Origin of the sequence: Xanthomonas melonis, from assembly GCF_020783655.1 — a bacterium.
GTDB classification, from domain to species: Bacteria; Pseudomonadota; Gammaproteobacteria; order Xanthomonadales; family Xanthomonadaceae; genus Xanthomonas; species Xanthomonas melonis.
The window spans coordinates 278268-302259 of the sequence record NZ_JAJGQH010000003.1 but is presented as its reverse complement, the minus strand read 5'-3'; the positions used below and the strand labels follow the sequence as shown (position 1 = coordinate 302259).

The 23992-nt window shown below is 58.8% G+C and carries 16 protein-coding genes, 1 other RNA gene and 3 pseudogenes; 2 read left to right on the top strand and 18 right to left on the bottom strand.

What is annotated here, in order from left to right:
* The first annotated feature begins 239 nt into the window (after positions 1-239).
* A complete protein-coding gene (locus LL964_RS04720) occupies positions 240-2369 on the top strand; it encodes an ankyrin repeat domain-containing protein (RefSeq protein ID WP_104585911.1) in 2130 nt (709 codons plus the stop codon).
* A 130-nt stretch (positions 2370-2499) separates the two neighbouring features.
* Here LL964_RS04720 and LL964_RS04715 read toward each other — a convergent pair whose 3' ends face one another.
* The 7 genes and pseudogenes from LL964_RS04715 to LL964_RS04695 form a co-directional block, all read right to left on the bottom strand.
* Positions 2500-3366 (bottom strand): DUF6973 domain-containing protein, encoded by an 867-nt coding sequence (locus tag LL964_RS04715; protein ID WP_104585913.1) that lies wholly within the window; start codon positions 3364-3366, stop codon positions 2500-2502.
* 3 nt (positions 3367-3369) lie between these two features.
* The gene (locus tag LL964_RS04710) at positions 3370-3783 is read right to left on the bottom strand and encodes a hypothetical protein (protein ID WP_228329383.1); all 414 of its coding nucleotides are present in this window, start codon (positions 3781-3783) and stop codon (positions 3370-3372) included.
* Positions 3784-3914: 131 nt separating this feature from the next.
* Positions 3915-4307, bottom strand: a pseudogene (locus LL964_RS20140) (XVIPCD domain-containing protein); the annotation flags it as partial.
* Between the two features lie 1332 nt (positions 4308-5639).
* On the bottom strand, positions 5640-6452 hold the full coding sequence (locus LL964_RS04700; protein WP_146092321.1) for a hypothetical protein: 813 nt from the start codon (positions 6450-6452) through the stop codon (positions 5640-5642).
* 260 nt (positions 6453-6712) lie between these two features.
* A pseudogene (locus LL964_RS20135) lies at positions 6713-6817 on the bottom strand (XVIPCD domain-containing protein); the annotation flags it as partial.
* Positions 6818-6835: 18 nt separating this feature from the next.
* Positions 6836-7018, bottom strand: a pseudogene (locus LL964_RS20130) (hypothetical protein); the annotation flags it as partial.
* Positions 7015-7431: a SymE family type I addiction module toxin gene (locus tag LL964_RS04695; RefSeq protein ID WP_104585927.1), complete on the bottom strand. Its 417-nt coding sequence runs from the start codon at positions 7429-7431 to the stop codon at positions 7015-7017. The gene LL964_RS04695 and the pseudogene LL964_RS20130, both read right to left, overlap by 4 nt.
* A 644-nt stretch (positions 7432-8075) precedes the next feature.
* Between LL964_RS04695 and LL964_RS04690 the strand changes: the two genes are divergently transcribed.
* Complete coding sequence (locus tag LL964_RS04690; RefSeq protein ID WP_104585931.1) at positions 8076-8774, top strand: hypothetical protein; 699 nt, start codon at positions 8076-8078, stop codon at positions 8772-8774.
* Between the two features lie 1372 nt (positions 8775-10146).
* Here LL964_RS04690 and LL964_RS04685 read toward each other — a convergent pair.
* The 11 genes from LL964_RS04685 to LL964_RS04635 form a co-directional block, all read right to left on the bottom strand.
* Complete coding sequence (locus LL964_RS04685) at positions 10147-11085, bottom strand: XVIPCD domain-containing protein (protein ID WP_104585935.1); 939 nt, start codon at positions 11083-11085, stop codon at positions 10147-10149.
* Positions 11086-11094: 9 nt separating this feature from the next.
* Positions 11095-11574 (bottom strand): hypothetical protein, encoded by a 480-nt coding sequence (locus LL964_RS04680; RefSeq protein WP_228329381.1) that lies wholly within the window; start codon positions 11572-11574, stop codon positions 11095-11097.
* Positions 11575-11861: 287 nt separating this feature from the next.
* Positions 11862-12560, bottom strand: coding sequence for a transposase (locus LL964_RS04675; RefSeq protein WP_104585937.1), 699 nt, complete (start codon positions 12558-12560; stop codon positions 11862-11864).
* 181 nt (positions 12561-12741) lie between these two features.
* Entirely contained in the window at positions 12742-13203 is a 462-nt protein-coding gene (locus LL964_RS04670) for a hypothetical protein (protein WP_146092322.1), read from the bottom strand.
* On the bottom strand, positions 13200-14417 hold the full coding sequence (locus LL964_RS04665; protein WP_146092323.1) for a hypothetical protein: 1218 nt from the start codon (positions 14415-14417) through the stop codon (positions 13200-13202). Before LL964_RS04665 ends, LL964_RS04670 begins: the two co-directional genes overlap by 4 nt.
* Positions 14410-16911, bottom strand: a complete 2502-nt coding sequence (locus LL964_RS04660) for a DNA methyltransferase (protein WP_104585939.1) — start codon at positions 16909-16911, stop codon at positions 14410-14412. The genes LL964_RS04665 and LL964_RS04660 overlap by 8 nt, the downstream gene beginning before the upstream one ends.
* A 135-nt stretch (positions 16912-17046) precedes the next feature.
* Positions 17047-19734 (bottom strand): pyruvate dehydrogenase (acetyl-transferring), homodimeric type, encoded by a 2688-nt coding sequence (gene aceE / locus LL964_RS04655; protein WP_104585941.1) that lies wholly within the window; start codon positions 19732-19734, stop codon positions 17047-17049.
* A 353-nt stretch (positions 19735-20087) separates the two neighbouring features.
* Positions 20088-21092 carry a glycosyl hydrolase 53 family protein gene (locus LL964_RS04650; RefSeq protein ID WP_104585943.1) on the bottom strand — a complete coding sequence of 335 codons (1005 nt, stop codon included), beginning with the start codon at positions 21090-21092 and terminating at the stop codon, positions 20088-20090.
* 293 nt (positions 21093-21385) lie between these two features.
* A non-coding RNA gene (locus LL964_RS04645) (sX9 sRNA) lies at positions 21386-21461 on the bottom strand.
* A 349-nt stretch (positions 21462-21810) separates the two neighbouring features.
* Positions 21811-23139 carry an XVIPCD domain-containing protein gene (locus LL964_RS04640; RefSeq protein ID WP_104585945.1) on the bottom strand — a complete coding sequence of 443 codons (1329 nt, stop codon included), beginning with the start codon at positions 23137-23139 and terminating at the stop codon, positions 21811-21813.
* A complete protein-coding gene (locus LL964_RS04635) occupies positions 23136-23735 on the bottom strand; it encodes a hypothetical protein (RefSeq protein WP_167395221.1) in 600 nt (199 codons plus the stop codon). The genes LL964_RS04640 and LL964_RS04635 overlap by 4 nt, the downstream gene beginning before the upstream one ends.
* Positions 23736-23992: the final 257 nt, after the last annotated feature.

The following is a 23992-nucleotide window of genomic DNA, read 5'->3' as shown; positions in this document are numbered from 1 at the left end:
GTGTCGTCGCGTTCCCACGCTGGCGGGAGCGAATCCATCTCCACCTCGGCCCGCGAACCTTATCGCCTATAGGAAACAGCATGCAGAATCAGCAATACAGGCACCCGCCATCGGCCTTCCGCAGGCACCCACGCCTGGCCCGCTATGCTGCTTAGTGCAAGCAGCCTCCCGGCTGTGCTTCCTGCAAGGAACTGCTTCTGAACAAGGTCACCCGCCGTCAGTTTCTTGAAGCCGGCCTCGTGACGCTGGCCACAGCGGGCGTGCTCGGCGCCTGCACCACACAGGACACCACGATGCAGACACGCTGGACGCACTGGCAGGCGAAATGGCGCTGGATGGAAGCCATCGCGCGCAAGCGCCGCTGGCAGGTGACGCCGTTGCTGATCGCGCCGCCGGCGACCGAACGCCAACTGCGCGCGCTCGAAGGCCGCCACCGCCTGCCAGTCCCCGCCCAACTGCGCCGCGTGCTGCGCGAGTTGTCGGCGGAGGTGACCTTTGGCTGGCACGTCCCCTCGCATCTGCGCGCGATGGAACAGCAAGACATGCCATCGATGAGCGTCAACCGTGATGCGGTGTGGAGCCTGACGCACATCGACACGATGGCGCTGCCCATTTTCATGGAGTGGAAACAGGATCTGGCCTCGCGCGATCTGTCAGAGGCGCCGAATCGACCTGAAATGTGGGAAAACCAATTCGCCTTCTACAACCTCATCAACGGCGACTGGCTGACCATCGATACCAGGCATCCCGACCCGGCCCGACAGCCGGTGCGCTATTTCTCGCACGAACTGCAAATGCTGCACGGCCTGGCACTGGCACCGGACTTCTTCACCTTCATCACCCAGATGTCGGAGCTCGGCCTGGCCGGCACCGAATGGGCATCGTGGATGCGCTTCGGCAAACTCAGGGATGAGGACACCTACTATCTCGACGCAACCAGCGATGGTGCCAAGGCATGGCTTGCCTGGCTGCAACGCGACCCGGCGCAGAACGAATCAAATACGCCACCACTGCCCATCGTGGAGCGCAGCACGGCCGACCGCGCATTACTGGACGCAGCGCGTGCCAATGCGCTCGACGATGTCGCTGCCGCATTGCTGGCCGGCGCCGTGCCCGACTGCACCCCCGACAGCGAGTGGCTGATGGAACACACCGCCGCCGATCAGGAATTCTCCACCGCCATCCACTACGCCACCCGGCATGACAACACCGCCATGATCGCGCACCTGCTCAAGGCAGGCGCCACGCTCAACACGCGGCTGCTGCCACTGAACACGGCGGTCAAATACAGCACATTGGCCACGGTACGCTGGCTGATCGCCCACGGCGCGCGCGTCAATGGCTGGGAGCATCAGCGTTACTGGCCGCTGCATGATCTGGTGGTCACCCGCGGGCCAATCGCCGCGATGACGCGCGAACAATACCGCCAGCACCTGATCGACAGCCTCAGCATGGGCAGCCTGGACTCGCTGGATGCAATGATCGCGCAGGCCAAGGATGCGCAGATGCGCCAACGCTATCTCGCCGCCAAGCGCGCGGTGCAGCAGGCCAGCCAGGAGGCGCTGAAAGAGGTCGACAGCAAACTACGCAACCACATCAGCCGGCAGGACTATCTGGACATGCTGGAAGCGTTGCTGGATGCCGGCGCCGACCCCGACGCACCCTGGGACAACGGCATCACCATGCTCGGCTGGTGCGGCACCGCCACCGCACGCGTCCTGCTGGCACACGGTGCCGATCCCAACGCACGCGATATCCACGGCACGACCCCGCTACACACTGCCACCACTGGCGAAAAGGTGCGCCTACTGGTCGCCGGCGGTGCCGACATCAACGCATGGGCCATCGCACAGGACCCCGACGACTCGCAGCACTGCACACCGCTGCAGTCGGCGCTGCTCTCCCACACGCTCGATGGCGACAGCCCGATCACCGCCTTACTGGAACTTGGCGCAGACGCCACCCGCAAGTCAGCCGACGGGCGCTCATCGCTGGCGTATTGCTTCCAGCCGGATCTGGTGCGCCTGATCATGGCCAAAGGACTCGACCCACTGGCCTTGCAACCAGGCCAGCAAACGCTGTTGCACAACCTCACCTCCCGTCACTGGTTACCACGCCACACATTCCCGAAGGAAGTGGCGTTTCTCGATTTCCTGCTGAGCCTTGGCATCGACATCAACGCGCGCGACGCCAGGGGCCGCACCCTGTTGCACTACGCCGCCGAACAGGAAAGCGATGATGAGAGCGCACCCAACTATGCGCTCGTCCTGGCCAGGGGCGCCGACAAGACCATCCCGGACAACGACGGAAAGCGTGCCGCCGACCTGTTCGCACCATCATTGCAGACGGTGCGGGCAGCATTGCGGTGAGCGTCATGCGCTGACCATTACCGGAGCCAGACATCACGCATCAGCATGCGCGCGCCGGCCTTCCCTTGATGACTCAGCCGTCGAAGGCAGCACGTCGGCAGTACCTACCACCAACCTCCCACTGGGCCGCCTAGCGTCCAGGCGCAGGTGCTTGTTGTGTCGCCTGCGATTGCGCTTGGTCGTAGGCCTGGACGGCGTTGTGCTGATCGGCGGTGTAAACACTCTGCCGCATATCAGGTGCCGGCGTGGTCGCGTCTACCTGTGCCCGAAATCCTGGCGTCTTGCCAGAAACGAAGATCTGGTCGTCACGCAGAACGGCGCCGGCGAGCTGGTCAACCCGTTCCACACCCGCCTGCTTTGCGGCAATCATGACCTCGGCCACCTTGGTATCGGACACCGATGCAGGCAGCTGCCCACGCAACGTATTGAAATACGCACGGTCCGGATGCGTGTCTGGGAACCTGTCATGCGCTTGGTCCTGCAGGCGCGATACATCCTTGTTGATCCGGTCAACATCGCCGCTGGTCACAAGATCACGCTGAGGATCTCCCTGGGGCCGCGCCAGGCGTGGATCGTCGGGAAACAGCTGCCTCAGCCGCGGATCGTTCAAACCGGTCGCCAGATCGCCCTGGCGCAGGGCAGTGTAGGCCTGTCGCGCCAGCTCATCCTGCCCGGAGGTCTGATCGCCGAGCCGGCGACCGGCTTCGTTGTTCCATAGATCCATGCGATGTTCGTAGGGATCATTTGGATGGGCTGGCCCAATCTCGGCATCATCTCCGAACCTGCGTGCGATCCACTGCTGACCTAACGCAAGCTGGGTGACGCGGCCGCTGGTATACGCATGTCGAAAGGCATCGAGCTCATCGTTGTGCCCCTGCGATTGGAAACTGCCATCGGGACGTTTTGCCAAGGTGATGCCGCTCAGCTGTTCGTAGTGCCGATAGGCTTCCTGCTCAATCTCACGCTTGGCACCCTTTGGATCAGTGACATCAACCATGGCCTAGCCTCCCTGCGCTGCCTTTTGAAACTCGATAGGCCCTTGATAGCCCGGATACTTCTTTTTGATCAGGATGCGATCGGATGGCGTGACACAGCTATCCTCCAGGGAATTGCTCACATGTGCCTCATCCACGAAGAACTCTTCATAGGGCAACGGCAGCACGGATGTCTCTCCGTCGCGATCGAACTTCAGCAACAGGCTGTCATCGCGCTCGAAGCACAGCGTCTTCCAAGGGAAATCGGTCAGCTTGCCGGCTTCGACCACAGCCGAGTCCTTGCCGGCCAGCAGCTTCACAACATGCTCGGAGAACTGTTCTTTTGAGATTGGCGGCTCGGTCATGGCGCATCCTGCAAAGGTGGCAACGACCACTGCGGCCGATGCTGAAACGTAAGAACGGAAGATAGCGAATGACATACGGCGCGGCTCCTTCCAGCGGTAAAGCGATGTTTTACCAGAAGCGACCAGCCGGCACCGCACCTCGCCTACCTCTCTACAGCGTGCGGTTGACGGAGCGTTCAACAGTCCCAGCAAAATTGCACTAGGCCTCACACCATACGGTGTTGAGGCGCAATCGACTGCTCTTGCTGTTGCACCTGCTGCTGGAATTGCTGTTGGCGCTGCGTTTCGCCCAAGGCCTGCAATTGCGCCAAGGATTGCTCGACGGGCTGCGCTATCGCCTCGCTCGTCTTCATATGCGCCATCTTGTGGGCGGGGTCGTTCAACGCGCCTTCCACCACGAAGACGTTCTCACCCTGTCGCACGGACTTGGTGTTCTCGCTCAGCACGACATGATCAATCCGCGACAGCCCGTTTTCCTTGGCTAGATACGCGCTGCTTGCTGCCAGCCGGGCACTGTTGTTGTCGTACTCCCTGCCGAGGCCTTGCTCCAGGCGGCGCACGGCATCTTCGGCCTGGCGATGTAAGGGATCTTGCGATGGACTGAGCGAGCCATGCGTCGGCCCTACAGGCTGGGCTTCATGCCCGACCTCACCTGGTACACGCAATGGAATTGCATGCGGATCGACATGGAGCAGGCGTTCGTGCGAGCCATCCGAATTCGTGCGGTTGATATCAGTCGTTCCATCCTGGTGCTGCTCACGGTTCAGACTACCGCGTAAAGCATCCGACCACACACCACCAACAACTGCATGGCCCTGACCGTCACGATTCCATACAACAACATCGTTGCCAGAAGAGTAAAGACCTGCGGTTGGACCGCTCTTTCCCTCAGCTTGTGGGCGCCCCCATGCGTGACTTGCGCCTTGATCCACTGACTGGATAAAAGCTGGGGCTTCGCCGTTCTGCAAGAAGAGGGTTTTAACCACACCGTAGTGATGAGATACATCAGTAGCGCCGTGGCCATTGCGTGCATCAGTTGGATTGATGAGTGGATCGGCCACCACGCTACCGTACGCAGCAGAGAGTGGGCTTGCTTGGTTTGCCTCACGCAACGCGTTGAAGACTGCGGTACCCTTAAGTGCATGCTCTACACCGCTTTCGATGTAGTCCGCCTGCTCGTGACCTTTGACGATCTTGTTGGGAAGCATGCCGTCGATTCTCGTCTTTACGTCGTCGACACTCTGTAACGTCCCGTCGTTGATACCCTTTAGCACGCCAGGGTAGCGACCACGTCCAGCCTGGTTTTCGAGCTTCATGATCATCGTTGCCAACTTTGCTTGATCATTCAGACCTGACTCTGCATATAGATCCGTCTTGCGTAGCTGCTGCACTGCGCTGCCCAAATCTTTTGCACCATCGCCCGTTCGCATCAGCTGCTCGACCTGAGTTCGGTCGTGCTCATGTACAAAAGCGACTCCCGCGTCAGAAGCAAGAAATCGATCAATGTTTGATTTGACCGTTCCATCAAGTGCTCTTCCATTCTCCGCCTTGATGGCATGACCATCCCGCTGTAAGTCGTGGATGGTCTGCGTGCGCTGCTGCTCTGAAAGAGCTACGGCGGGTGTTTGTTGCCTAGCCCATCCCTGATAGGCGTCAACTAGACCGGTTGCGACATCTGGATGTTGCCCGAGATCGGTTTGTAGTGTCCCGATTGAAAATCCACTATTGCCGATGGGCGTCATCACACCATCATTCATGGACCCCGCAAATGAAAGCCGGTAGGCAACGTTTTTGCCTGCCATGCTTCCCTCTGATGCGACGCCGATCGCAAAATAAGCAAGTGTTTTGAGTTCGTTGTCACTCAACTGCGGCTGCGCTGGTTGTCCTGTTTCTTGTGGCATGTCCTTCTCCTTGGCTGACAAATCAATCAACTAACGGCTGCAAAGCGCTATGTTCGTGCGGGCAGCGTGGATGACGGTCAAATACTCATCAACGACCGCTGGCACCATCCCTTCGGAAATCTGGTCATCCGTACGAGCAGCATCTTGCTTGTATTTGGATAAAGCTGACAGGCAACCTGGCTTGTCTTTCAACTTATAGAGCGTGAGCGCGTAATCGTTCCGTAGTGCGCCCTCATCGGCCAAACTCATTGTCGGAACGCAGCGTTGATAAATGGGCGCAAGCGCACCCTTGGCTTCGACATATTTCTTTTTATCGTAGAAGGATTTGAAGTCGTGACGCGCCTTCTCGATCGCATCGGTGGCACAGCTTGAAGACACACGCTTATAGATTCCCTCGAAGCTGCCGTTGCTTCCGCAATAGGCCTGGCACTGCTCTTTGGTCGAAGTGCTGATGGCTACACCATTCGCCTCCATCTTTAGAGCAAGCGAGCATTGACTTGGCTCTGCACCTTCATAAACAACCGCGCGGCCGCTTTTATCCAACTGACCAGAAAGCGTACATCCGCTGTCGACATTCTCTGTATCCAAGGAGAACTTCGGAAGTTCTTGGCCCTTGGGTGCATCAATGATCAGGCGCCCCCATCCACCTTCGGTGACATAGGTACCGATCACAATCTGGGGAGGTCGCGGTGCATCGACATCTGTGATTGGAGTAGAAGCAGGCGTCACAGCGGTGGCCGCTGCTTGCTGGCTATCCGGTTCCGGCTGTGCTTTACCGCACCCAGGCAGCAAAAAAACTCCCGCAAAGATTAGTGCATAACAACTATTCCCAATGCCTTTCATGGCCGTGCACCTTCAATGTGTCGAGGCTGGACAAGTTACATCACGCAACCAGTTCGGGCACGTTCCGGCCAGTACAGTGGCCGCGGATCTCTTCGCTTCATGGACTAGCAACGGAATACGCTGGGGAACCAAACTCACGTAAGTGAAGGGTTTTCCCGCGCCTCTGCCCAAGCCTGGTGCCGCCTCAGGCCGTCGGCCCCAAGCCCAGCGCCGCGCCCTGCTTGGCGCTACCGGCGTCTCCACCGGCGGCAACACCTCCATCAACGACTGCCCAGCGCCTGCTGCTGTTCGCGTGCCTGGGCCTGAGTCTGGTTGATTGCCTGCGGGCGATCCAACGACAGGCTCCCTGGTGCCTGCACGGCGTCCCTCATGGCAGATGTCTACGTGACGGTTGCCGGGGCTGGGGTGGCTGCCGTGTGGGCGCATGCGCCCAGAGCGAGGGTGGCGAGCAACGCGTAGAGGGGGCGCGCGATCATGAAGCGTCCGTTGTGCGCTGGTGTGGCTGCGACGCTAGTGGCATCCGGCACCGAGGTCAATCGCAAGGGGTCTGGCAGCCGCAGCATCATCGCCGCACGCTGCGCGCCTTGGCCGGCACCTCCACCGGCGGCAACACCTCCATCAACAGCTGCCCTTCGCTGGCGGTGATACGCAGCTTGGTGCCGATGGCAAAGCCCAGTTGTTCCAGCCATAGGCCGCTGAGGCGGACATGGGGCACGTGCTGGTCGCCGGCGTGGTCGTGGGCGCCGGGGTAATGGGTGTAGCTGACGGTGCAGTGGCGCGGGCGGCGGGCGCGGCGGGGTGCGCGTAGCGTGCCGGGGCCTTGCGGGGAGGCGTCAGGGTCGGGCGGCAGCAACGGTGGCAGCTTGGTGCGGTCGGGTTCCACCACAACCCACTGCACCCGTTTGGGCGGTGCGGGGCGCGTACGCGTGCGGGTAGGCCGTGCGCTGGCAGATGCCTTAGGTGGGCGGCGGCGTGTCATGGCGCCTCCCGGTGATGGCCGGTGATGGGTGCAGCAACGCACTGCTGCAACGCCACGGCACTGCGTGCGGCCCAGCGGCGCAAGCTGTGCGGCAACACGGCGAGCTGGCGACTCAGCGGATGCGCGGGATGGGCGTTCGCCTGCTCAACAGCTGCGCGTGCGGCGAGCTGGGGTAGCACCTCACGCACATACCAATGCAGGCGGTGAGCGGAGGCTGGGAACAGATCAACCGACACAGATGCCGGCATGGATGGTGCGGTAGACATGGCAACGCCCTCCTGGAGCAACCCAAGAACCGCCGCCAACGGCGACGGGATGTCGGGAGGTTCGAAACCGCACACAGCCGGCGGGCGTATTCCCCTTGCGGGTGTTTTATTAGCCGCCCTCCCGACGCAGGCATTGCGTCGGCTTGCACCTGCAGGATGCAGGCACAAAAAACCCACCGGTTTGACGGAGGTGGGTACCGCTGTGTGAGGAGTTTCGACGCTCCTTGGGCTTAGATTGCGAGCGCGACGTGCGTGTGTCAATAGCGGCATAGGCGAACGCTTGACGTCTTTTGGCAGCGTGCTGGCAAACCATCTAAGGCTGAGGAATACTGATCGTCAAAGACGTTGGTTCGACGCGTGATCGCCGAGGAAAGATAGATGATTTCAGTGGATGAAGTAGCAACGGAAAGCAGCGCCGCCGTTGATGGAGAGGCAATCACGCTCACAGACCCTAGCTTTCCCTCGCTCTCTGCAGCAATGGCTCACTACACCCAGGTGACCGAGCAGAGCCGTGCCGGTCCAGTCGAGCGCTGGAGCTTGGCGATTGGCTTGATCGGTGCGGGCGTCGGGATCTTGGCCGGTACTTTGCTAGATGGCAAAACTGGCGTTTATTTATCCGTTTTCGGCCTTGTCACTGAGTTGACAGGCTTTGTGGTCTCGGCAGCGCTAACCGTCAAGCGCGAGTGGCCGGGGTTCCGCCGCCCCTATGCGGATCACGCAGAGCTGATGGAGCGGGAGTTCCATCAGTATCAATCGATCGTCGCGGCGCTTCGCAGGTTTCCGCTGGAACAACGGCGTCGACGCGAGGCGTTCATGCGTGATCGTCGCACCAACATGCACGACCGCCTGGGCCTGTTCACCGGTGGCATGGAGAAGCTTGGCTTCATGCCTGTCCTGCTTGCCCTCTATTTGCAGTTGAAAGACTGGCGTTTGGGCGACTGGACGGTATTGAGCAAGATCACCCTTATCCAGGGCGTGCTTGCCTTCACGCTACTGTTTGCCTTTGCGATGTCATGGCATCTCATTCGCTTACGTATACGCGTGCAGTCGTACGAGCAATTGTTGGCTGAGGGCTAATCGGCAAGATAACGCCCCAACAAGCAGATAGCCGCCAAGCAGGAATTTTTTCTTGCAGTAACAAGCCAGCATTCTATGCCGATACGCGCCCCTACTCATCTCACCTTTACAACGACACAGTACAACGACCAAGAACGATCGAAACTTTGATGAGCCGCTTCACCCAGACATTATAAGAAAACTATTTGAGATAAGGTAAGAATAAAAATTAGTCTTAATACCCGTGCCGGCCACCGCACAATCTGGGAGCGCACGAAACTCGCCACACGGATTCTGTACCGAACCGCTTGGCTAGGCTGCCTAGTATTCTGGCTGGTGACCATATTAAGGTCGCTTATCCCCTTCGCATATGGCAATTGTGGCTCACTAGTCTGCAATGTCTACGACTATGCTGAACACCTCTTCGATTCGCTAGGACTAGTAACTATCCTTACCGCGCTTGCATTACCGCCGGCGCTTACGATCATTCTTTTTATCGCGCGATTGCGCGCACGCCGATGGCTAAAAATAGAATTACGCCTTTGTATCGCAACCTGGATCGCACTCTGTATTTTTTTGTCGAAGATTTCGACGTCCTAATCAGCGGGATATCCATGGCCCGAGGCGGCCTGCTTAGCTTGACGGGGACAAAGGCAATCAAACACCTCAAGATTTCTGCCAGAGCCGGACGTGTGGCACTTCGTTAGTCTGCGCAACACACATTCCACCATCGCCTGGAATGGCTCCACTGCGTAGGTGTTTGGCATTGAACGGCTGCACATAGGATCGGCCGCTGAGCCGACGCTAACGGAGTCAGGTTTAACCTGACCCCGTGATTTGCGACTAGTTTTGGTCGGATGATAGAAAGGCTTCTGCGGGATCGCTCATGTCATGTGTAATTCTCCTGCCGACCTAGGACCGCGTGTTGGCGAAGAAGTATCCCAAAGCCACGATCCCGCCCCATAAGGCCAATGCGATCCCACACAATTGCCATGTTTGTTGAGGGAACTTGCCACTTTTCCAACGGATTACCAAGCCGCGAGTAATCAACCCGAGCACCATTAACAGCGCGAAAATTACCCCTGCCGCCCACAGCACCAGAACACCGAGGCAGCCGTCACTGTAGCAGCTGGTAGCGAATAAAGAACCCCAACCCGTAGACGCGGCCACAAGCAAAAGCCCCAAAACTAACACTGCCTTGACAACGCGCCCCATAGTCCAGCCTCTCAACTCGCAATTATTCATGGAAGCAGCGCAACCACGACGTCTTCCTCCTGATTCTCAAAGCAAGGACCTGCTGATTCGCCGGCGTCAAGCTCACTTATCGGCTAAGCATCTTGACCCATCCATTTCCTCACCAACCAGCTCCCGTTCCCAGCCAAGCCAACGGCGATCAACCCATCTGCATCGGCGCCCGACTTTGCTCAAGTGCGGGTTCCTGCTGTGCTGCCAACGCACGTTCTTGTTGGGTGTTAGAGATTTGCTCGACCTTTGCGAATGATTGCTCGACAGGTGTTCTTGCTGCTTCTGCGGCCTTTATCGATGCTCTGAGATGAGCAGGGTTATCCAACTCGCCTTGCACTACAAATAGGCGCTGGCCTGCTCCATCACTAGGAGTATTTCCGAGAACCACGTGGTCTACGCGACTCAGTCCGCTCTCCTTGGCGGTTGCCAGCAAACCAACGGAAATCTTCTCGCTAGTGGCATCGTAGGCCCTGCCATGTTGCTGATCGATGCCTGCAACCTGTTCCCGAATCGTGTTGAGCATCTCACGATCCTTGTTTGGCAACTGCGCATCACTGATCACGCGCTGCAGGAGTGTCCGCTCCGGCATCGGGTTGTATTGCTCAGTGTTCAATTCGCTGTCGGGAACAGGGGCTTTGATACTACGGATGTACTCAACGTTGCTGAGCGGTTTCAGGCCACCCTCGAAGTCCTTATCCTGTATGAACTTCAGGTCGGTACGATGCAGACCGGCGTAATTGACAGCGCCCCATGTGTAATCGATGCAACTGTTCATTGCGCCGTGATACTGCGTATTGAAGCCGTGTTCGCCGGGCTTTGCACCAAACTCCATCAATTTTTCGTACTGATCCTTGCTGATCTCCATCGTGCGTTGATAGAAAGGCTTTTGGTATTGATCGGCGTCATCGTTGTAGACCTTTCCAGGTCCTGACATCACGCCGTGCTCGATGGGCGCAAACCCGAAGCTGGTTTGTTCCTTCCCGTGCGTGACTGTGTAATACATGTGCCCTGCCGCTGATGTTCCACCGTCAAGAAGCGGTGTCCCTGGAGCGGCAACGTAGAGAGTGACAGCGTATTTATCGTCCATGAGGTGTTCCTACTTTGATTTGTGCCGGTAAGCGACCAGCAACTCGGATTCGATCGATGCCAACTGCGGCGGCTGGCCAAGCAGCCTGATGCTCAGCTGATACTTGCCAGGCTGAATTCCTTGCGCCCATGCGAACGCAAGTTGCGTGTAGTGGCGCTCTGGGGATTCCATACCCGCAGATTGAAGTGACGAGCCATCCACCTCGTCCAGCCACACGCCTGGAACACGCCCGTCCGCACTCACAGCGATGGTCCGGGCGGGGACGCCTGCCTGCGATTCGACACGCGCCAATGGCATGTTGACTGCGCCGTTTGGTTCAAGCCGCTTCAGAACAAGCTCAGCGTGCAAGTCAGATCTGCGGAGCGCTTGAGCAGCTTCAATTGACTTCAGAGCATCTTCGTCACTAACGCGGATACCCAGGAAGAGTGTGCCAGTCGCGCTCTTGCCAGGAGGCTCCACGTTGAATTCGACTACCACGGGACTGGCCATAGTCGCCAACTGCAGTGGTCGAACGATGGGGACTTCTCCACTAGCCGCAATGTGGGTTGGTACGTCGGGCGTCCCGGTTGTCTGTGGCTGACAACTTGTCAGCACCGGGATGCCTGAGCACGCCAGAACACATAGCAGTAGTTGTCCGTACCGTTGCATATGCATACCTGTAATAGCCCTTCACTTCACGCAAGGCCAGCGAGCTGCCCACCTCTGGCGCTGCTTGCTTATACACCGTCTTTGACAGCTCTCCTAGCTGCAGCGAGCTCCCTGATGGACAAAGGCAACTAACCCACCTGAGTCACCCCGGCAGGACGGCCACGCGGATAGCACTTCGTTGGCCTGCCCAATGCACGCTCCACCATCGCCTGGAAGCGCGGGTCGCCCAAGGCGCGCTCCTGCATGAGATAACGGCGGATCGACTGTTCGTCCTCTTGGGCTAGGCCCGCATGCAGCCACTGCGCGTAGACAGACACCCGCTCGGCTGCATCGCAGCCAAGATGCAGATAGACCTCGTGCGGCGTGATGAGCTGGCTTTTCGCACGCCCCAGATGCGTGTGCACGCTTGACCAGCGGTACTCGGTTGGCAATGCCACCATGCGGGCGCGCACCGGATTGAGTTCGATATAGCGCAGTACCGTGAGCACATATCGTTCGGTCTGCACCAAGCAGGACTTGAACCGCCCCTGCCACAGTGTTCCGCTGCGCCGGTGCCTGACGTTGAAGGCCTGCACATACGATTGGCCGCTGAGCCGCATCGCCGAAGACACCGCGCCCGCCTTATCCGCCGAGACCAGTAGGTGCACATGGTTGTCCATCAGCACAAATGCATGCACCCGCACAGCAAAGCGCTCGCAGGCCATGCGTAACAGCAGGCAATAGTGGTGCCGATCCTCATCGTCCAAGAAGATCGCGCACCGGTTCACGCCTCGCTGGACAACATGCATCGGAACGCCGGGCAGTTCCAGACGCGGCTGACGCGGCATGGCCGGGCCTCCTGCTCAAGAAGAAGATCTCAGCCTGGCGGCAGCGACACAGGCCCGCTATCAGACATCGCCGCGCGGGCTTGTACGACCGGTTCGCTTAATTGCCTCCGTCCCTTTTTTCTGCTTTTTTTCTTTTTTTGGCCTCCGTCCCCTTTAGCCTAGCCTTTAGGCTTCACTACTACTACCAGATAAACAGAGCGTCAGCGCAAATCGTGTGTTCATCCTTAGCCACAATCACATTAAAATCAGCACTTGCATTTGCATGTACGGATGACAGCTCAGATGCCGCGATCAAACCAAGCTCAACAGATTTAATAGCAATACCGGAAGCTCCCAAATGCTTCAAACGAAGACCTACCTTATCAAGGAACGGAAGACGGACACTTTCGAGAGCAAGCTCCCTCAGTGATGAAACATCAGAAATCGCCCCTTTCCCCATCGAAAATAGATCAGCAGATCGGCACTTTGCTTCGGCTATGAACAACCGCCCAAACTTGAACGCAACAAAGTCTGGAGCTTTTCTCCGCCCGGAAGATTCAATAAAGTAAAGACGATTCTGAGATGGGCGAGCCACAATAACCATCCATCCATTGCATTTAAATTTTTCGGCCACTAATGCAACGAGCTCACTTTCGTCTCTCAAAAGTAGATCACTCCATCTTCGAAGATAATTACATCTGCTGACCAGGAGTACAAACGAACAAAATTCTTGACCACCTGCGATATACCTTCCCGTAAATGAAGGGTATAGATTGGCAAGTCATCGCCAATCTGGACTAGTGAAGTTTTACCAAGCGGCGATCCCTGCCAAGTACTTGAAACATAAGAGGCAAAATCAGAGAATTTCAAGACACTCAAATCGATGAATAGATTTGCATCGCGCTCAACTGTTGTCGGCCCCAGACGGCAGAACAGATAGTCAAACACTAATGGCTGCTGAGTGTATGGATCCCCCCCTTTCAGTTGAATTCGCCTAAGTAACGCAGCTCGCTTTTTCTCTGCCGTCCCCTTCAGAACGGGAGTAAAAATGAGATTTCTAGAGCGCTTGGCAATCCTATCTGGCACGGAGCTTGGCAATTCTAGGCCTTTGGCCTTGAGCCACGCCGTGACCTCCACTCCGGTTAACAACTTGTTATTGGGCATGTTTTCTGAAAGTCGCTTAAAATCCTTGACTTGAGGAACCTTCGCATACGCGCTGGACCTCAGCTCCTGCCTTAACTCAACTATAAGTCGATCACGACTTAGAGCATGCAGATCGGCGCCCTTCATCGATGCATCAAGTACGAGATCGAAGAATTCGAACACCTTTTTCATACCAGCTGCCGTGGAGGGCGGCAAGTCAGGCCAATATTGGTCTCCATCAAGATCTGCGCCGTTTTTAGATGGCCATTCCGCGATGTACATCGGTGTGCTGTGAATTTCCATTACGCGATCGTAGGCAAAAAAGAAGAATGGATCCGTTTTTCCTTTAAAGTTCGCCCTCTCGGCCATATCCCGTGGCGCCACGAACGCTCCCGGTACCCCTTCTTGGGCACATCCAACCAAATTAGGGAATCTCTGAATCCAGTGATCTCTGGCTGCGACATGCTCGGTAACGTCAAGCGCAAAGACTGGTGTAATTGGCCGACGGCCATCATCAATCGTAACGACCAAGTCTGGCTTGGCGAAAAACAGCAGTCTACGCAGCTTTTCTGGCAGGAACGCAAACGAACGAGATGAATTTTGCTGAGGCAAACTGGCTATCTCTACCTCAATCATTCCTGCAGTCTCAAGCGCCGCAATCGAGGTATACCTTTTGAAGTAGTGAGCCCAAGAAGCCTCTTTATGATGAAGCAGTTTAACTTTCACCTTATCCATTATTCCTCCCATTCCACTTCAGAATTGCAACGCCATCATGCGGAATGAGTGCAGCAGTCACATGACGAGTAATTTTTAGCCGTTGACGCAAAATTTCGTAATGAAATTCGCTAACAAGTTCGCAACCGAGGTCCACAGCGATCTCTGTAAGAAGACGATGCGTGTCGATCGGAACTTGCCGAATCGTATTGGTCCCTGTGACTATCACAAAGTGTCCACCGGGGCGAAGATTATTCAAAATACCCTGGAATGCAAACCTCATCTTCACAAAGAAGTCATAGACGATGTACGACCTCTTTGGCTCCCCGGCATGGACGCGCCTAATAATCTCATTCAATTCAGCGGAGGATGACCAACTTTCATCTACGGACCACACCTTTTTGTAGTCCTTTGCATACACTCTTTCGGTACCATAGTACCCCTTCTGGTGCTCGTTAATTTTCACCCCTCCAAGCAAGTCAAGGAGAATCAACTCATACCGCGAGCTCATTGCATAGTTCATTGCATTGATATAGGGAGGGGACGTGACGACCAGGTCGTATTCCTCCCCATTCCCGCGACTCGCCCAATCTCCGACAGATTCAGTTATGGACCGGTGGGACGGGCGGCTAGATAAGAGCTCATTGAATCGCGCAAGGCGTTCCACATGCTGCGGAAGTCGACGAAGAAATAGTTGCACAGGACTTATAGTCCCCGCAGCAACTTTTTTAGCATCTCGCTTGACTTTAATTTGCGCAGGATCCTGATAGCTGAAAGCCCTTATCGTCGAAGCTAGCGACACCAAGAAAAAATCTTTTAGCGCTGGATCAACGTCGTTTTCAATCAGACTCCTAATGGAAGAGAAATGGTTAATATGATCTAGATTAAACCAAAATTCGTCAAGATCAAATCTATTGAATTTTTTAACAGGTAGCTTGCCGTTCTTGAGCGCGGCCTGGAGATATTCTGATGCACGGAGGAGATCACTCTTATCACAAATGGTCGTTTTCGCCCGGGTTAGCAAGGATGCCCATGGCGAAATGTCAACCGATACCGCATTGCGATTTAGCAGCATTGCCTCTACAGCAGTTGTACCGGATCCGGAGAAAGGATCCAGCACAGTGTCACCAGCCTTGGAATACTCCTGTATTGCCCAGCGAGGAATTTCCGGAATGAACTTTGACGGGTAAGGAATCAGAGAGTGCACATGGCGATCTGAATCATCAGTCCTAAGAGCCACGACGGCTCCATTTCTTGGAGTTTTGGAAAGCTCGATCGCAGGAACTGACGGCGCAGGAGTCGCCATTGGACGCGTCGTATTTCTGCTTAGGGAAGATTTTACTGACTCGAGAAGAATCACTCGCTGCATCTTCTTCTGTTTAGTAATAAAACCGGCTGAGTCTCGCGTATCCTTGAAGGATCGTGAAACCAAATTTAAACCATACGAGCGCTCGTCTACGAATTTAAATCCTGCTTCCGTTGCCAACTCGGAATATAGCTCACTCATATTTACAAAGGAGCCGTTAATGACCGAATCTCCAACAAACAAGTATGCCAACTTCGATGGCTTGAGAACACGAGAAAGCTGAGCCATTACCGGCTTCATACGAGCAACAAAGGTGTCAATCGGCGCTCGCTTACTTGAGTGCTCATACCTTGACCCAATTTCATCAGACTGGGCATCGGAGAAACTAAATCCAAGCCAAACCATTCGCATCTTATGATAAAGATAATAATCAAAACTATTTGGATAAGGTGGTGAAGTAACTATAAGGTCAATTGAATTATCCGCCACCTGTGCATCTGTAAGGGAAGCAATAGAAGAATTTATCACATCGGGTGTTCGGTCTGGCCGCAAACCCAAGGACGCCCATTCAGAGGCAACCATTATCGACTTTTTGAGCTTCCGTTCAAAACGCTGGAGAACAAACCCATCCTCGATAGATTTGCAGACAGCTGTATACCTAGTTTCGGAATCTTGATTGGAAACTGAAGTTACAATACTGGAGGCAACGCTCCTGAGAAAATTCCTCAGATTGTCACTCTTGATTTTATTAACCTCTGAGAATATCCATGACAGCTCGCGCTGAACATTTTTTTGAAACCAATGGTCAATACGTGGAAAATCTGGAATCATGAGCCGACCATCCACCCCTTGAATTCGAGCTGAAACTACACGCGCCACCATTTGCTCCGCAGCGATGATTTCATCTGAGTTTAGGGAGGTGGTTTTCGCTCGCGAAATCATTGCGGCTACTGGATTTGAGTCAACGCCGACGCTGCGCACACCTTGAAGCGCCGCCTCCACCAGAGTCGTTCCGCTCCCACAGAAGGGATCAAGCACTCGATGCCTTTCGTTGACATGTTCGGCTATAACCTTCCTTGGAAGCTTGGGAATATACTTCGCGGGATAGGGATGGAGGTTGTGAATCGGATGCCCCTCTGCGTCCTCTAAATTTGTGTAGCTCGCAAGTCTATCCAGAAGACTAAGCTCAGGCGGGTTACTACTTTTCATTTCAATCTAGTTCTCAGAATTTCGGGAGCTTGGCAGTGAACAGACTCTTACCATGGTCTTAGTATCGACACCAGTCCCCAGGAAAAAGAAAAAGGCGGCAGAGCCGCCCTTTTCTCACAGATCTATCTCAGATCCTTAGACCCCAACAGGATTAGCCTTCTCAGGATCAATCTTGTACTGCTTGATCGCCCGGGCTACATCCTTACCGGTCATCTTGCCATCCTTCGCCAGCGCGGCAATCGCCGCATGCGCGATGTAGTAACGATCCACCTCGAAGAAGCGGCGCAGGTTCGCACGCGTGTCCGAACGACCGAACCCATCCGTGCCGAGCACGGTGTAGGTCATCGGGACGAAGGCGCGGATCTGGTCGGCAAAGGCGCGCACGTAGTCCGTTGCGGCGATGGCCGGGCCCTGGCGGCCTTCCAGCAGCTGGGTGACGTACGGCTTGCGCTGTTCGGCTTCCGGGTGCAGGCGGTTCCAGCGTTCCACGGCGTAGCCATCACGACGCACTTCGTTGAGACTGGGGCAGGACCAGATGTCGGCGGTGACGCCGAAATCCTTGTCCAGCAGCTCGGCGGCGGCGATGGCCTCGCGCAGGATGGTGCCGCTGCCCAGCAGCTGCACGCGCAGCTCGCCCTTCTTGGGCTTGCCGGCGTCCTTGAGCAGGTACATGCCCTTGATGATGCCCTCGGCTGCGCCGTCCGGCATGCCGGGGTGAGCGTAGTTCTCGTTCATCAGGGTGATGTAGTAGTACTCGTCGATCTGGTCTTCCATCATCGCCTTCATGCCGTGCTGCATGATGACGGTGACTTCGAAGCCGAAGGTGGGGTCGTAGCTACGCACGTTCGGGATGGAGCCGGCGATGACCTGGCTGAAGCCGTCTTCGTGCTGCAGGCCTTCGCCGTTGAGCGTGGTGCGGCCGGCGGTGCCGCCGAGCAGGAAGCCACGCGTGCGCATGTCCGCTGCCTGCCAGGCGATGTCGCCCACGCGCTGGAAGCCGAACATGGAGTAGTAGATGTAGAACGGCAGCATCGGCACATCCGACACCGAGTAGCTGGTGCCGGCGGCCATCCAGGACGCAATCGCGCCCGGCTCGCTGATGCCCTGCTGCAGCACCTGGCCGGTCTGGTCTTCGCGGTAGTACATCAGCTGGTCGGCATCGACCGGCTTGTACTTCTGGCCGAACGGGGCATAGATGCCGATCTGGCGGAACATGCCTTCCATACCGAAGGTGCGCGCTTCATCGGCCACGATCGGCACGATGCGCGGGCCCAGTTCCTTGTCGCGCAGGGCGATGTTGAGGCTCTGCACGAACGACATGGTGGTGGAATAGCTGCGCTCGCCGCTGTCCTTGAGCAGGCGCTCGAACTTGTCGAGCGTGGGCGCGACGAACGACTTGCTGGCCTTGGGACGGCGCTGCGGGAGGAAGCCACCCAGGGCGCCGCGGCGCTCCTTGAGGTACTGCACTTCCGGGGAGTCTTCGCCGGGGTGATAGAACGGCACCTGGCCGTCTTCCAGCTGGGCGTCGGTGACCGGGATATTGAAGCGGTCGCGGAAGTGCTTGACCGCCGCATCGTCCAGCTTCTTGGTCTGGTGGGTGGGGTTGAGCGCCTCACCGGCCGAGCCCATGCCGTAACCCTTGACCGTCTTGGCCAGGATCACGGTGGGCATGCCCTTGGTGTTCACCGCCTGGTGGTAGGCGGCGTACACCTTGTGCGGGTCGTGGCCGCCACGGTTGAGGCGCCAGATGTCGTCGTCGGACAGGCCGGCCACCATGGCCGCGGTCTCGGGGTACTTGCCGAAGAAATTCTCGCGGGTATAGGCGCCGCCGAAGGCCTTGCAGTTCTGGTATTCGCCGTCGACGGTTTCCATCATCAGCTTGGTCAGCACACCGTTGGTGTCCTTGGCCAGCAGCGCGTCCCAGTAGCCGCCCCAGAGCAGCTTGATGACGTTCCAGCCGCCGCCACGGAACACGCCTTCCAGTTCCTGGATGATCTTGCCGTTGCCGCGCACCGGGCCGTCCAGGCGCTGCAGGTTGCAGTTGACCACGAAGATGAGGTTGTCCAGGCCTTCGCGGCCGGCCAGCGCGATGGCGCCGAGGGTTTCGGGCTCATCCGATTCGCCGTCGCCGATGAAGCACCACACCTTGCGGTCGGACTTCTCGATCAGGCCACGGTTTTCCAGGTAACGCATGAACTGCGCCTGGTAGATGGCGGCCAGCGGGCCCAGGCCCATCGACACGGTGGGGGTCTGCCAGAACTCGGGCATCAGCCACGGGTGCGGGTAGGACGAGATGCCCTGGCCGTCCACTTCCATGCGGAAGTTGTCCAGCTGGGCTTCGCTGATGCGGCCTTCGAGGAAGGCGCGGGCGTAGATGCCCGGGGCGCTGTGGCCCTGGATGAACAGCAGGTCGCCCGGATGGTTGTCCGAGGGCGCGCGCCAGAAGTGGTTGAAGCCCACGTCGTACAGCGTGGCGCTGGACGCGAACGAGGCGATGTGGCCGCCCAGGTCGCCCGGCTTGCGGTTGGCGCGCACGACGGTGGCCATGGCGTTCCAGCGGATGATCGAGCGGATCTTCCACTCCAGCGCCGAATCGCCGGGGTTCTTGGCCTCGTTGGCCGGGGAAATGGTGTTGACGTACTCGGTGGTGGGCGAGAACGGCAGGTAGGCGCCCGCCCGGCGGGTCTGCTCGACCATGCCTTCCAGCAGCTGATGGGCGCGCTCAGGGCCTTCGACGTCGATGACGGCCTTGATCGATTCGAGCCACTCCTGCGTCTCGAGCGGGTTCGGATCGTTGTGCAGCACTTCGTTCAACCAGTTCATTAGCGCTCCCGGGGGGACACACCCCGCGGGTGTGTCGACATCGTGAATTCGTGAACCCCCAAGTGTACCGCAGCCACCTCTTGCCAATCCTCGCTACGGTGGCGTATGGAATGGAATGGTGTCGTGCGCTGGGTGAGGCGGTGATTGCGCGGCGTCGCGCCCGGTGCGTGCCTACGGCGGGTGTGGGCGATGCGGTCCGTTCGTACGGTGGATGGCGTGGCGGGACCTCGGGCCTGCGGCGATGGTGGTGGGCAGCGCCATCTGAGGGAAGCACCTGGGCGCGATGAGACCTGATCGATAAGGCTCGTCGCGCCCGGGTGCGCGCCTGCTGCGGGTTGCGGTGTGGTTGCCGCTCAGAACGCCTGCAGCGCTTCGGTGAGCTGGCCGTTGGTATTGACCGCGCCCTTGGTGTAGCCCTGCCAGCTGGGATAGGCGTTGGGTTCCCAGTAGAACACGCCGAGCACGCGCGAGCCGACGTTGGTGCTGCGGTTGAGCAGGTTGGTCAGCATGGCGCGGGTGGTGGCCGCCTGCTGCCAGTCCATGCCGACCTCGGCCACGATCACGTCGCTGTTGTAGCGGGAGATCATGTCGCGCATGTTGGTTTCCAGCTGGGCATTGGTCTGCTGCCAGCTGCCCGGCTCAGGGTAGTGCGACATGCCGATGACGTCCCACTTGCCGCCGGCCGAGCGCAGGCTGTCGAAGAACCAGCGGAAGTTGTTGTTGTCGTAGCCATTGGCCAGATGCACGATGACCTTGGCGCCGGGGTACACCGCCTTGGTGGCGTTGTAGCCGCTGTTGATCACCTGCGCCATGGTGGCGAAGTTCACCGGAGGGGGGCAATTGCCGCAGAACATGCCGGCATTGATCTCATTGCCCACCTGCACCCAGGTGACGGTGATGCCGTTGTCCTTGAGGTACTTGAGGATGCCCTGGGTGTGGCTGTAGACATCGGTATTGAGCTGGGCCTGCGAGTGGTTGGCCCAGGCTGCGGGCCGGAACTGGTGGCCCGGGTCGGCCCAGGTATCGCTGTAGTGGAAATCGATCATGATGCGCAGGCCTTGGGCTGCGGCGAGCTTGGCCTTGTACAGGGTGTCGCGGCCGTCGTTCCAGCCGCCGGACGGATTCACCCACACCCGCAGGCGGATCGCGTTGCCGCCGATATCCTTGAACAGTTTGAAGAAGCTGGTGTCGTGCCCTGCCGCATCGCGGAATGTCTGCGGCGGGTTGTGCGCGGCCTGCTGGGTGATCCAGCTGACATCGGCGCCCTTGGCTATGTCCTGCGCGCCGGCAGCGGCGCTGATGCCAGACAACAGCAACACCAGCAGCAAGCGACTGTAGTACGACTGAAAAACGCTCATGAAACACTCCCGTATCGATGGATGTCGCGCCAGACGGCGCCTTGTGTGATCCCCCCGACTCCTGCTGCGCAGCTGCAACGGTGCCGGTACCGGCCCGTTCCCTGCCTTGCCACGTCGCAAGCCGGTGGGGATTCCAACACGGCCACGCAACGCGCTTGAGGCCGCTATAGCTGGTGCGCAATTGCGACATATCTCGATGCAGGAAAACCTTGAGCCGACCATCTGTGCAGTGGCCGCGTGTTGTGCGGGTGCAACAGAAAACCTGCGCGGTGCTGCGCAATGCAACTAAGAGCGGCTAACAGAACGTAGCGAGCGGTCGTCAGGTGGGTGTGGACGGCGCGGAGGAACCGGAGTGTACGAGTGGTACATGAGGATTCCGAGCACCGGCCGCGCCCGCCTGGCTGCTGCGCAGTAGTTCTGTTAGCCGCTCTAAACACTGCCGGGCGAAGCGGTGTTTCTGGGAGGCATTGAGCGACAGGATCGGCGCGGTGGCGCCGAGGCCGCAGGAGTTCGTCGGCGGGATGGCGAGCCATCGGCGATGGCGGTGGGCATCGCCATCGGTAGGAGCGCGCCCGGGCGCGATTGGGCGTTACCGATGGAGCCCGTCGCGCCCGGGTGGGTTCCTGCGGCGAGGCTGGGCGATGGGTCGGTTCGCTGGTGCAGCTGCGGCACAACGCCGGAAGGGCCGGCGTTGTCGTGGGCTGGGGGGCGCTGGCGGTTAGCCCAGCGCGCGTGCGCCGTGCTGTTGTTGCTCCTGCTGTTGCTGGGTCTGCTGCTGTTCCAGCGCCACCGACTGCCGCGCGGCGTTCTCGGCCACGCGCTGGCTGCTCTGCTCCAGCGGGACGTTGATCGCGGCCATGGTGTCCACGCTCACGCGCAACTGCGCGGGGTCGTCCACCCTGCCCTGCACGGCGAAGGTCCGCGCAGCATCCGGGCTCATCATCACCGCGTCGATGCGCTGGCCGCCGGCTGCGTGCATTTCCGATGCCAGGCTGCCCGCCAGCTGCGCGCTGTGCTGGTCGGGCGTACGCCCGGCGCGGGCGTCCTGTGCATGCACGCCGCGCTGCGCATCCTGGAACAGGGAATTGCCGACGTGGCCGGGCTGATCGATGCGCAGCGAGGTGTGGTCGTTGCCCTGCTCGCGCGCTTCGCGCCTGGCCGGCTCGCCCGGGGCGAGCGGGCCGCGGATGGCGTCGACGGCGTCCTGCCCCCACCCCCGCGCACTGCGGGTGAGGATGGTGGTGCCGGTACGCAGCCCATCTATGTCGCTGCGGTATTCGTCGATCATGCGCTGGTTCTGCTCGACCAGCGGGCGCGCATTGGGATCCTTGAGCGCCGAATGCTCGCCGAGGAAGTTGCCGAGCTTGTGCGCGCCCAGCGAGCCGCCGGCCGCCACCAGCGGGGAATCGGGAATCAGGAAGTTGGCCTTGCTGTTGCTGTAGCCGGCACCGCTCAGGGTGGCGATCTCGTCGGGCTTGGCGTACATGCGCACCTGCCCGAAGTGCGGCGACGCCGCGCTGACCGGGTCCGATGCCATCACGTGATTGACCACGCTGTTGCCGCCTTCCGGGATCCGGTAGCTCAGGCTGGCCGCACCATAGGCGTTGAAGGTTTCGCCCTTGAGGTCGTAGTGGTGCGCCGATACCTGCGCCAGGGCGCCGCCGAGGGAGTGGCCGGTGACGGTGACCTGCGGCTGATGGCCGGTTCGGTTGCCAACGTCCTTGGCGATGTCCATCGCCTGTTTGGTGAGTGCCAGCGCATCGGCCGCCTGCGGATTGGTCCGCGAGGTGACCATGCGGGCATCGGTGAGGATATCGTTGACCGCACCCTCGGTGCCGCGGTGCGCCACCACGATCTCGCCACTTGCTTCGCGCCGGTAGATCGTGCCCTGGTAGCCGTTGGACTTGTTGTTGACGTGATCGAGCACCGCATAGCGCTGCCCTTCGATGGTGACGATTTCCTCGTGCCCCGGAGCGCGCCGACCGACCGCGCGGTCCTTGTACACGTCCTCGGACAGTCCAGCGTAATGCGGAGAAGGGATGCTCATGGCGCAACTTCCTTGGAGGCCAGGGTGATGGTGAACAGCTCATCGCGGATCTCGGGCTTGAACTGCTCCGGGCTGGGTTCGCCGGTATCGGGGAAGCCCTTGGCTTCGGAACGTGGGTAGCCCTTGTTCCAGTAGTACTTGGTCAGCGCCTGCTGCGCCGTCACCGCCTTGGCATCGATGAACGACAGGAAGCGGGTTTCCTCGTCCGTGCCGGTGGCCTTGAGCATGACGCTGGCGCCGCTGAATTCCCAATGGCAGACGCCGCGGCCGTAGTAATCCTCGTCCTGCATCAGGTCCAGATAGACGGTGCCGCGGTACTCGGTGTCGGAGACCTTCTTCAGCGCGACCGCTTCCTGGCTGGTGATGCGCGCGCCGGTGCCGGTTTCCGGCTGGATCTTGCCGCATTCCTGCTCGTTGCTGACATCGTATTGCGCGGCCGCCTGCACCAGGCCGAAAGCGCCCGGGGCGTTGTTCAGCGTCAGTGTGACCTCGAAGGCCTTGCGCGGGCTCGGGTTCACCTTGGCCAGGCCGCGACCGCCGGCGTCCACGTCGGCTTCGGCAGCGGCTTCGGTTGCAGGGGATGTGGTCTGGGTCATGCTGGTCTCCGGGGCGCTACAGGCCGTGAGCAATAGGGCCAGCAGGCTTGGGGTCAGAATCTGGCGCAAGGCCGGCCTCCGTGGCAGTTGGGGCGTCAATCTAGTCCGCTTGCGCTTGGAGGGTCAATGACGGACAGGTGAGGATGAGCCTGTTACCGGCGCTTGTGGACACGCGTAAAACTGCCATGATCGGCAACGTTGCCGCAGGGAGAGCGCGCCATCGCCAGCAGTCCGCAAGTTCCTGCAGTGCCGGTGCC

What these genes read in the sequence shown, in the direction of transcription:
- LL964_RS04715 (WP_104585913.1), bottom strand. Translation starts at nt 3,366, where the DNA reads ATGGTTGATGTCACTGATCCAAAGGGTGCCAAGCGTGAGATTGAGCAG.
- LL964_RS04710 (WP_228329383.1), bottom strand. Translation starts at nt 3,783, where the DNA reads ATGTCATTCGCTATCTTCCGTTCTTACGTTTCAGCATCGGCCGCAGTG.
- LL964_RS04700 (WP_146092321.1), bottom strand. Translation starts at nt 6,452, where the DNA reads ATGAAAGGCATTGGGAATAGTTGTTATGCACTAATCTTTGCGGGAGTT.
- LL964_RS04695 (WP_104585927.1), bottom strand. Translation starts at nt 7,431, where the DNA reads ATGACACGCCGCCGCCCACCTAAGGCATCTGCCAGCGCACGGCCTACC.
- LL964_RS04690 (WP_104585931.1), top strand. Translation starts at nt 8,076, where the DNA reads ATGATTTCAGTGGATGAAGTAGCAACGGAAAGCAGCGCCGCCGTTGAT.
- LL964_RS04685 (WP_104585935.1), bottom strand. Translation starts at nt 11,085, where the DNA reads ATGGACGATAAATACGCTGTCACTCTCTACGTTGCCGCTCCAGGGACA.
- LL964_RS04680 (WP_228329381.1), bottom strand. Translation starts at nt 11,574, where the DNA reads ATGGCCAGTCCCGTGGTAGTCGAATTCAACGTGGAGCCTCCTGGCAAG.
- LL964_RS04675 (WP_104585937.1), bottom strand. Translation starts at nt 12,560, where the DNA reads ATGCCGCGTCAGCCGCGTCTGGAACTGCCCGGCGTTCCGATGCATGTT.
- LL964_RS04665 (WP_146092323.1), bottom strand. Translation starts at nt 14,417, where the DNA reads ATGGATAAGGTGAAAGTTAAACTGCTTCATCATAAAGAGGCTTCTTGG.
- LL964_RS04660 (WP_104585939.1), bottom strand. Translation starts at nt 16,911, where the DNA reads ATGAAAAGTAGTAACCCGCCTGAGCTTAGTCTTCTGGATAGACTTGCG.
- aceE (WP_104585941.1), bottom strand. Translation starts at nt 19,734, where the DNA reads ATGAACTGGTTGAACGAAGTGCTGCACAACGATCCGAACCCGCTCGAG.
- LL964_RS04650 (WP_104585943.1), bottom strand. Translation starts at nt 21,092, where the DNA reads ATGAGCGTTTTTCAGTCGTACTACAGTCGCTTGCTGCTGGTGTTGCTG.
- LL964_RS04640 (WP_104585945.1), bottom strand. Translation starts at nt 23,139, where the DNA reads ATGAGCATCCCTTCTCCGCATTACGCTGGACTGTCCGAGGACGTGTAC.
- LL964_RS04635 (WP_167395221.1), bottom strand. Translation starts at nt 23,735, where the DNA reads ATGACCCAGACCACATCCCCTGCAACCGAAGCCGCTGCCGAAGCCGAC.